General features: G+C 37.7%; 1 protein-coding gene. It reads right to left on the reverse strand.

Annotated elements, in window-relative coordinates; genetic code table 11:
- Positions 1 to 363 precede the first annotated feature (363 nt).
- A partial coding sequence (locus RTK36_RS09805; protein ID WP_312046640.1) for a FadR/GntR family transcriptional regulator occupies positions 364 to 940 on the reverse strand: 577 nt, incomplete at its 5' end.

Consider the following 940-nt stretch of genomic DNA (forward strand, 5'->3'; position numbering starts at 1 on the left):
AGGTTAATTGCTTTTACTTCACCACTGCCGCTGCCATCGCTGCTTTTGCTTCCGCCGCCACACCCTGCAACGCCCAAAGCCATAACAGCACACATAATACCAGCTAATAATCTTTTTTTCATTTCATTTACCCTCCTCGTTATTTTGGACTCTCTTCCAACATGTCTTTTTTGCTACTTGCTCGATTCCCCTTCCAAAGCAACCGGCATAGCTCTTTTCTTTTGTTTTTTTTGCGTAACTACGCAATTCTTTCGCGTATATATCCATTGGTACATACACAAATTTATAAAAAGTCCCCTACTTCGGCAAAAACACCTTTTCTGTTCCCTTTTTATCCAAGCGTAAAAATCCTATCTTTTGAAACTAACGTCCGTTAAAGTATGCAACGTGATAATATGTGTTATCACAGAACAAGTAATCCTTCGCCCATTTTGGTTTCTTTTCAATCAAATAGGTATAAAGTTCAACATGTTCTTCCGCTAAAACGGTTAGTGGTTTATCGGTCAATCGAGTAATCTCTTCCATATAATGTGAAAAAATATCTTTGTAATTTAACATGGAATTATAAAGAAAAATGTTTTTTGCTCCTTCAATGATGGCCATGTGAAAATCTAGGTCATACTTTGTAAAAGCGGCCCTGTCATCAATCTTTGCAGCTTCTTGCATCTTTTCCACTAAGTCCTTTAAAACATCTTCATCTTCTTTTGTGGCTCTTCTCACAAAAAATTCAATTGCTTTAAACTCAATGGCCTGTCTAAATTCAAAAAATTCTTTAAATTCTTCACTTGAAATATCTGAAGATTTCAAAGTTTCTGGTGGCTCCTCATTCGCAATTCCCTGCTCGGGATTTCTATGTACAAAGGAACCAACACCCTGCATTGTAACCACAATGCCACTGCCCTGTAAGTTTTGTAACGCAGCTCTAACACTGGTTCTACTC

The organism is Anaerotignum sp., assembly GCF_031981185.1.
Lineage (GTDB): Bacteria > Bacillota > Clostridia > Lachnospirales > Anaerotignaceae > Chakrabartyella.